General features: G+C 53.8%; 5 protein-coding genes. 4 read left to right on the forward strand and 1 reads right to left on the reverse strand.

What is annotated here, in order from left to right:
* Positions 1-1,911, reverse strand: a 1,911-nt coding sequence (locus Q9S52_RS09110; protein ID WP_304708886.1) for a cation:proton antiporter, incomplete at its 3' end; no start/stop codon positions are given.
* Between the two features lie 73 nt (positions 1,912-1,984).
* Between Q9S52_RS09110 and Q9S52_RS09115 the strand changes: the two genes are divergently transcribed.
* From Q9S52_RS09115 to Q9S52_RS09130, 4 genes are all read left to right on the forward strand, one after another.
* The gene (locus Q9S52_RS09115; RefSeq protein WP_304708887.1) at positions 1,985-2,347 is read left to right on the forward strand and encodes an arsenate reductase family protein; all 363 of its coding nucleotides are present in this window, start codon (positions 1,985-1,987) and stop codon (positions 2,345-2,347) included.
* 37 nt (positions 2,348-2,384) lie between these two features.
* A complete protein-coding gene (locus Q9S52_RS09120) occupies positions 2,385-2,822 on the forward strand; it encodes a DoxX family protein (RefSeq protein ID WP_294593863.1) in 438 nt (145 codons plus the stop codon).
* A 385-nt stretch (positions 2,823-3,207) separates the two neighbouring features.
* Positions 3,208-4,533 carry a fimbrillin family protein gene (locus Q9S52_RS09125; protein ID WP_304708888.1) on the forward strand — a complete coding sequence of 442 codons (1,326 nt, stop codon included), beginning with the start codon at positions 3,208-3,210 and terminating at the stop codon, positions 4,531-4,533.
* A gap of 52 nt (positions 4,534-4,585) precedes the next feature.
* On the forward strand, positions 4,586-6,753 hold a 2,168-nt coding region (locus tag Q9S52_RS09130), incomplete at its 3' end, for a DUF4906 domain-containing protein (protein ID WP_304708889.1).

A 6,753-nucleotide genomic window follows, 5' to 3' on the forward strand; every position in this document is an offset into this window, starting at 1 on the left:
GATGTCGTTGGCGCGCACTTCGCGGAACAGAATCAGGAAGTCGTCCCAGTCGTTGAACACGTGGAATTCCGCTTCGATCGGATTTTTCGTCTGGAGGCGAATCTGGCTCAACGTAGAGGAGGAGGCATAGAAGACCACTTTCGTATGGGTATTGCGACCCATGTTCCACACTTTCCGTATCCAGAGGGCGAATCCCAACTCCTTTTCGGCCCGATCCGGAACGAAAACCAGTAGCCGGCCGGCGGTCGAAAGCGGTTGGACGGGCTTGTAAATCAGGGTCGTGATGTTATTCTGGGTCAGTACACTGTCAATGGTGGCGCTGGGGAACGGAACGAACGGTTCGCCCTCCCGTTCGGGGCGCAGGCCGAGGATCAGGTCGGTGATTTTCTGTTCGTGAAGCGTGCTGACGATGGCGTTGGCGATGTCCGAGTCGTAGCGCAGCAACTCCTGCATCTCGTTGTCGGTGGCGGCGGCGGTCATTACGGCCCGTTCCAGCAGACGACGCCCCTGCCGGTCGGCTGTGCTGTCGGTGGTGGCGTTCGGAACCACGTGCAGGGCGTAGAGGCCGTCCCGGTTGCCTTTCGATTGGATGGTGACGCTCAGGTGGACGAGCTCTTCGGCGGTGGCAGGGTAGCCCACCGGAATCAGAATCCGTTCCTTGGGGAGATTTTTTTCCGAATCCTGCGCGGTGTTCGAGGCTTCGGACAGGGCGATGTTCCCGGCGCCGCGCTGGGTGGCGAACGAGGCGATGGTGCACGTAATTAGGATCATCAGAATCGTGCCGTTCAGCACGCTGTCGTTCAGCAGGCGGATCGGCTCGCCCGTCTCGGTGTGGCCGGTGACGATGCCGTAGCCGACCATTACGGCGGCCAGTGTGGCGGCGGCCTGGGCGTTGCTCAGTCCGAAGATCAGGCGGCGCTGGTCGGCGGTGTAACGGAAACTTTTCTGGGTGGCCAGGGCGGCCAGAAATTTGGCTAGGGTCGCCACGACGGTCATCACGATGGCTACTTTGATCGTCTCGAAGTCTTTGAAAAAGGCGCGGTAGTCGATCAGCATCCCCACGCCGATCAGGAAGAAGGGAATGAAGAGGGCGTTGCCGACGAATTCGATCCGGTTCATCAGCGGCGAGGTGCGCGGAATCAACCGGTTCATCGCCAGACCGGCCAGAAAGGCGCCGATGATCGGCTCGATACCGGCGGTTTCGGCCAGAAAGGCCCCCAGAAAGACGACGACCAGCACGAAGATGTATTGCGAGACGTTGTCGTGGAACCGCTTGAAAAACCACCGTCCCAGCAACGGAAAGAGGATGAGCACGATAGCGCCGAAGAGGGTCAGCGAGAGGCCCAGACGGATCCAGAATCCGTTGTCGACCGACCCGGCCGAGAGGCCGACGATGATGGTCAGCACGAGGAGAGCCAGGGTGTCGGTAATCATCGTGCCGCCGACGGTGATGGTCACGGCCTGGTTTTTCGTGATGCCCAGTTTGCTGACGATCGGGTAGGTGATCAGGGTGTGGGAGGCGAACATGCTGGCCAGCAGAATCGAGGTCAGGAGGTTGAAGTTCAGCAGGTAGATGCTGGCCAGAATGCCCAGAACCATCGGGATGCAGAAGGTGAAGAGGCCGAAAATCAGGCTCCGGCCGCTGTTTTTCTTGAAGTCCGCGATGTCGATTTCCAGCCCGGCGAGGAACATGATATAAAGGAGTCCGATCGTGCCGGTGAGTACGATGCTGCTGTCGCGCTCCATGAGGTTGAACCCGAACGGCCCGATGACGGCGCCGGCGATGATCAGACCCAACAGGTGGGGAATGCGGATTTTGTTGAGCAGCAGCGGGGCGAAGAGGATGATAATCAGGATGAGCAGGAATTTCAGCACCGGGTTGGTGAACGGCAGTGTGAAGTCTATGAACATCAGGGGCAGCATAATGCGGTTCGGAGTTTGGTGAGGAATCGTTATTTTTGTCTGACGAAACGAATGTACAAAAATGAGGCCATTACTCTTATATTATCCGAAGTGCGACACTTGTCGCCGGGCGGTCAGGTGGTTAGCGGAGCAGGGGGTGGAGGCGGAGTTGCGGGACATAGCGACGGCTCGGCCCTCCGAAGAGGAGTTTCGACGGTGGGTGGCGATGAGCGCGTTGCCGGTGCGGAAGTTTTTCAATACCAGCGGATTGCGCTATAAGGCTTTGGGGCTGAAAGAGAAGTTGGGCGGCATGTCGGACGAGGAGATGATTCGTTTGCTGGCTACGGACGGGATGTTGGTGAAGCGGCCTCTGCTGGTGGCGGGAGCGTGTGTGCGGGTCGGATTTCGGCCCGGGGAGTGGAGCGAAGTTTTGCACGCTTTTTGATTTACGGCAGGGTGTATCACCAAACCTACGAAAAATTATGAAAACGAAAGGAAATCCGTGGCTGGGCTTTTTGCTGAGCGAGCGGTATGTCGATTTGGCTCTGTTGCTGTTGCGTTTGTTCGCCGGCGGCCTCCTGTTTGTGCACGGGGTGGCTAAGTTGGAGCATTATGCCGCTTTGCGGAACGGTTTTCCCGATCCGATCGGGTGGGGCGGAGCCGTTTCGCTCGTGATGATTATTTTGGTCGAAATCGGATGTTCGCTCTTGGTTGTCAGCGGGTTATTGACTCGTTTCGCTCTGATTCCGATGATTTTCTCGATGATTATGGCGATGACCACCCACGGTGGGACGGGGTTGGGGAGCGTCGAATTGCCGTTGTTGTATGTCGGGATGTTCGTCGTGTTGTTTGTGAGCGGGCCCGGGCGTTACTCCATCGATCGGCTGATCGGAAAAGTGTTGCGGCGGCCCGAAGCATAAAATTCGGACATACTCGTTAGTCTGTCGAACGCCTCGTTTTCTTGCTGAAAACGAGGCGTTTTCGTTATTTTTTCAATACTGACCGCCGGGTGGAAAAATAGTTGTCGAATAATATTTGTCACCGTTTTCGCGTTATCGACATGACTATTTTGAGGGTGGCGAGAGCCCGAAACAGGCCGGCTGTTTCGCGATCGCGGCATTTATGTCAGAAATTCGGAAAATTCATTATTAGGCCCTGATTGATGTGTTTAAGACGGTTTTTGTTTGGTGGTTGAAAATATTGTTTTTACATTTGTGACATAATTAGTGCCCGAAAAGGCGGTTTTTCGGCGGATTTTCGTCGATAACGTTTTGTCGGATAATTTGTTAGGAGAAATAATCGTAGATGATACGTAACATGAAAAAGTATGGATGGATGACGGCCGCCCTGTTGTTGGCAGTGGTCGGTTGTCAGCGGAGAGAGATGATGTATCTGGGCGACGACGTTGTCCCGATACATTTCTCCATCGCCTATCAGGATGCGGAGGTGTCTGCCAAGGCGGGCAGCTCTTCGCAGGCGCTTCAGACCAGGGCGCTCGTCAATTTGGACAAAGATGTGACCGTACGTGTGTTTGCGTATAAGCGTAACGCGAATAATTCGGGCGGTGCCGATCCGCGATATGACGATTTCGTTGCGCAGTGTACCTATGTAGCCGATGGGAATGGCGGGCTGACGCCGTGTGCGGTGAAAGCCGACGGGACGGTGGATCCGACCGGGACGGCGCCGGATGCCATTAGCCTGAACAACGGCACGTATGACTTTTACGCATATTCGCCGGCCTTGCCTGTTTCGAAGGGGAGTAATAATAATCCTTATGTCGTCAATGGGATTACCCACGGGATGGACGTGCTCAATGATTCATTGTTGAATCGGGCTGTCAGCAAGTCGGCTTCCACTGTTGCATTGGTGTTCGAACACAAGTGTTCCAAAGTCACCTTCAACGTCAAGCAGCCGGACGGTGCTGATGTCACGAAATTGAAAGTCGACAGCATTGTGTTGCGGCGGATGAACCCGCCTACGAACGTTGCCGGTTGGTGGATGAATACGGACTTGACCTCGGGGAGCGGGTACGACAATGACACCTGCCTTATGAAAACGTTCGGCGACTTGATCGATAATTCGGATCCGTCCAAACCGAAATTGATCGGACGGACAGGTTTCGGGATCGTTTTGCCGAAACTGGATGACGCCTCGACGATACCGGCGAACATTTATTTGACTTTGGGTGACAGTGCTTATCTCTTCAAGACCAAATTCCCTGCGATGGAGTACAAAAAAGGGAAACACTACACCTATAATATGAACTTCAAGCAGACCGAAGTCGAATTCACCTTGGACGTGGTGGCGTGGAACAAAGTTTCTGTGGATGGTGAATTGGGTGAAGACGGTAATGTGGGCGGTGTATTGGTCGGATCGTGGTTCCAGCGTTACAACACCTCGACCGAGATGGGTGACGATAACGCCGCCGGAGATATCGGAGGATGGAAACCGGTTAATCCGGACTGGACGATCGGTAATGCGACGGGCTCGAAACCCGGTGGTGATGTGGGTAACTGGGGCGACGTGGATGTTGACCAGCGACCGGGCGGCAATGGCAGCGGTTCGAATCCCGGCGGCGGTGTCGGCGGTTGGGGCGACGTGAACGACAATCAACCCGGGCTTGGACAGTAATACCCGAACAACATAAAAAAACAAAAACAAACAAAACATACATTAACCAACCATGAAAAAATTAATGATTTTCGCGATATCGGCGGCAGTTCTTGGCGTCATGTCGTGCCAGAAATCAGAGATTTATCGGCCGGAGGAAGGCGCATTGGGGAAACCCAATGAGACCCCCGTTCAGGTAAGTTTGGCCACCGAGTCCCTTCGGACGCCGGTTGCGGCCGAAACTGTCGGTACCAAAACGAACGCTTCGGGTGATGAAGCCATCTCGATCTCTTTCGGTGGCGAAGACGTTGAAGTCGTCGACACCAAAGTATCGGCCGACCTGCCGAAAGCGCAGGACTCTAAGATCACCGACATCTGGGCCATTCAGTATGATGCTAACGGTCAATTGCTCGGTACCCCGTATTATACTGAAGTGACCGACGCAGGGACTGCTGGCTCGGGAACCACTGACTGGTCGTATGACCTCTCAGTGAACCTGACCACCGCACCGGCTGGTGGGAAAGTCTTCTTTGTGGCCAATACCCACTCGCCGTCGACCTTCACCACTGCTAATGCAGCTACCGTAGCGGACTTGTTGAAACTGACTAAACACGTCGGCGGTGCAAGCAGCGAATGGCAGTTCAACGCCACCTCGACCATTCCGATGATCGGCGTTTACAACGGCCCGGTGAACGGTACCACCAAAATTACCGGCGTGAAATTGACCCGTCTCTTTGCCAAGATCATCTTGAAATACAAAGTGACCGGCGCCAATATCGAGATCAACAACGTGGCATTGAAGAACGTGCCGACCACCTATACTTACGACACCTTGGCACCGCGTTCGGCTACTACCGTTTTCCCGACCAAGGTGACTACTTCTGGGAGTGAAAGCCACAAAGACTATCCGGCTGTAGGGAAGACCGCCTTGGATGCTTTGACCGCAGACGCCGACGGCTTCAAAACCCTCGTTTGGTACATGCCCGAAAACTACCGGGGACAGAATACCGGTGTGACCACTGACGCAGACCGTATTCTTACTGCAACTGACGGGATGGGGACTTACGTGAACCTCTCCGGTTACCTGAAATCTCCGGCCGAATGCGCCTTGCTGAACTACACCGTGATGCTCGGGAATCCCGCCGCTAACCGCGGTAACTTTAACGTGGAACGCAACTCGGTTTACACCGTCAAAGTAACCATCGTAGGCCACAATACCGCCGACCACCGGATTACCAAGGAAACTTTCGACCGTAGCAACTGTGGGATTTTGATTCCGAATACAGGTGAGAATGGTGCTATTACTTTCGATATCCGGAAACTGACGGCCGGATGGCAAACTACTATGCCGGCTTTGGGGACAAATGCAGCACTGAGAGCTGAAATTCTTTGGCAGGATGAACCGGTCTTGACCGCTAGTGATATTACTCTTGATAAAGTGAATGGTTTGCTCACCGTACAGTCTTCGGTGAATAAAACCGGGAATGCAGTTATTGCTTTGTATAACGCTGCGTCGGGCGGTCAAATTTTGTGGAGTTGGCATGTTTGGGTGACTAATTATAAACCTGATCCTAAATTTGGTCAGGATGGTAAGCCTTATCCGGCTGGATTGAATGTAGCTTTTGCTGCAGGTGGTTCGACCGTTGGTCAAGTACATCGATATGGAAGTAAATTCCAGCAGACCAATGGAAATAAGGTGATTATGGACCGGAATCTGGGAGCTGTAAACACTTACTATAGAGCACCAGAGGCAAGTAGTACTGCTAAAGCGCTTGGGCAGACTTTTGGGATGTTCTATCAGTGGGGACGGAAAGACCCGCTGCCTTATGTAGATGCATCGACAATTAATGCAACGAATGCAACTGGGACGACCATTAAGATTTATGGTGCGGATGGTACGACTGTTTTGCCGGAGGCTACTGGCCCGAACTTGAATGCGACTGGTTACAAAAGATACGACATCAATGGAGGCTCTGTAACGCTTGCGGCCGATAAATACGGTAAGAACAGTACATTGAAATACTCTGTACAGAACCCGTTGACGTTTATTTACAATGCACAGACCCCGTATGACTGGTATGCGAAAGACGCAGCTAATCAGAACAATGACCTTTGGGGTGATGGTTCTGTAAAGAGCCCGTACGACCCGTGTCCGAAAGGTTGGCGGGTAGCCCCGAACGGGACTTGGTCTGACTTTACGCGGGACGCCGATGTGCCGTTAAACGGGACATTCCCGTACTA

Origin of the sequence: uncultured Rikenella sp. (assembly GCF_948810725.1) — a bacterium.
Lineage (GTDB): Bacteria > Bacteroidota > Bacteroidia > Bacteroidales > Rikenellaceae > Rikenella.

What these genes read in the sequence shown, in the direction of transcription:
- Q9S52_RS09115 (WP_304708887.1), top strand. Translation starts at nt 1,985, where the DNA reads ATGAGGCCATTACTCTTATATTATCCGAAGTGCGACACTTGTCGCCGG.
- Q9S52_RS09120 (WP_294593863.1), top strand. Translation starts at nt 2,385, where the DNA reads ATGAAAACGAAAGGAAATCCGTGGCTGGGCTTTTTGCTGAGCGAGCGG.
- Q9S52_RS09125 (WP_304708888.1), top strand. Translation starts at nt 3,208, where the DNA reads ATGATACGTAACATGAAAAAGTATGGATGGATGACGGCCGCCCTGTTG.